This is a genomic window from Bacillus sp. EB106-08-02-XG196 (assembly GCF_013396335.1).
In the GTDB taxonomy this organism is placed as follows: domain Bacteria; phylum Bacillota; class Bacilli; order Bacillales; family Cytobacillaceae; genus Neobacillus.
In genome coordinates, this window is the sequence record NZ_JABWSY010000039.1 from 1 (window position 1) to 1,782 (window position 1,782).

The following is a 1,782-nucleotide window of genomic DNA, read 5'->3' on the forward strand; positions in this document are numbered from 1 at the left end:
AAGGAGCATTCCTGTTAGAAGGATTTTCGGGGACTTGAACAACAAAGAGCCCTCTTGGTATGATACGGGGTGTCAAAATCTGCAGAAATTGACCCCTAATTTAGTAACCAAGGAGGACTCCATAATGGATTTTATACAAAATCAAAAAATTAATCAAGTCACCGAAAAAACGCTTGTCATCGGTATCGATATTGCAAAACGTACACATTACGCATGCTTTGTAGATGATCGAGGACGAGTGCTCCAAATATCTTTCTCAGTTTCACAATCCAGAGATGGCTTTGAACTTTTCTACAAACGGATTTTGGTAGCTATGAAAGAATCCGAGAAAACGGAAGTCATTGTTGGAATCGAACCTACGGGCCATTATTGGCTCAATTTAGCCTATTTTCTTCAAGAACGAGGTATTCCGCTTGTCATGACTAATCCTATGCATGTCAAGCGTTCAAAGGAGCTAGATGATAATCTACCTACCAAACACGACCGTAAGGATGCCCTTGTAATCGCTAGACTCGTTAAAGATGGACGTTTCAGCTACCCACGTATTTTGAAAGACATGGAAGCTGAACTCCGTGTTGGATCAACGTTTCGAGAAAGGTTAGTTGAGGAATTTGGTGCTGTTAAAAACATGATGATTCGTTGGCTAGACCGCTATTTTCCTGAATTTACACAAGTATTTCCGAAGTTCGGAAAAATGGCACTGGCTGCACTAGAATGCACCCCATTCCCAAACGACTTACATCAGAAACAAGTTGATGAACTACTTGTATTATTCAAAAAAGTTGAGGGGATGAAATCTCCTCAGAAGCCGAAAGCGAAGCGTCTAATTGAAGTCGCAGCTACCTCTATCGGTATAACAGAAGGACGTGAGATGGCCCGTTTTGAAATCGCCACACTCGTCAGTCGTTACAATCAGTTAGAACAAGAAATTGAAAGCATTACACAACAGTTAGTAGAACTAGTTAAAACTTCTGTAGAATACGAATGGCTCACAACGGTCCCAGGACTGGGAGATACAACAATTGTCGACCTATTAGCTGAAATCGGAAGCTTCTCACACTATGATGATCCACGCCAAATTATTAAGCTTGCGGGATTAACGTTACGAGAAAACTCATCCGGTCTGCACAAAGGTCAAAAACGTATATCCAAACGTGGTAGAAGAAAACTACGCGCCCTCCTTTTCCGAGTGATGATGCCAATGATTCGCCACAATGAAGCCTTTAGAAAGCTACATGAGTATTACATTAACCGTCAGGTTAATCCGTTAAGAAAGAAGCAATCCATAGTGGTTCTATGCGGAAAGCTATTAAAAGTATTACATGGAATTAGTACCAAGCACAAAGCATTTGACGCACAGCGAATGATGAAGGATATTCCTAGTCTCGCAGAGGCTATGTAATTTCTACATCCACTTGTGGACCTAGACAACAGGATGACACGGAGAAGCTGGCATTATTTTTTCCATTCGACCTCGAGTCCCTAAAGGAGCTTCGCTAGCCTCTGCCTTATGACTAGACCGAACGAAGGAATGTAGGCACACAGATGCCCAGAGACATGGGAGGGTACGTCATCATAAGCTACGCAGAGATCCATTGTGCATCACATATTTCCCCAGCACTACTTACCAGTTTTTACTAGTAGTGACCGCGTAGCGTACCCATGTGTTGGAATAGATTCACATAATATGAAAATACTGTAGTAAACTTTGTCGAAAAATATTTTTTTGATGCACTATCAATGGCTCAAACCGTTGGTACATCAACATTTATAGAGGGAGGA

Annotated in this window: 1 protein-coding gene; it reads left to right on the top strand. The window is 41.6% G+C overall.

Translation table 11 applies throughout. The features are described from left to right. Positions 1-124: 124 nt before the first annotated feature. Positions 125-1,402, top strand: coding sequence for an IS110 family RNA-guided transposase (locus MLOOGBEN_RS28770; RefSeq protein ID WP_179161663.1), 1,278 nt, complete (start codon positions 125-127; stop codon positions 1,400-1,402). The last annotated feature ends 380 nt before the right edge of the window (positions 1,403-1,782 follow it).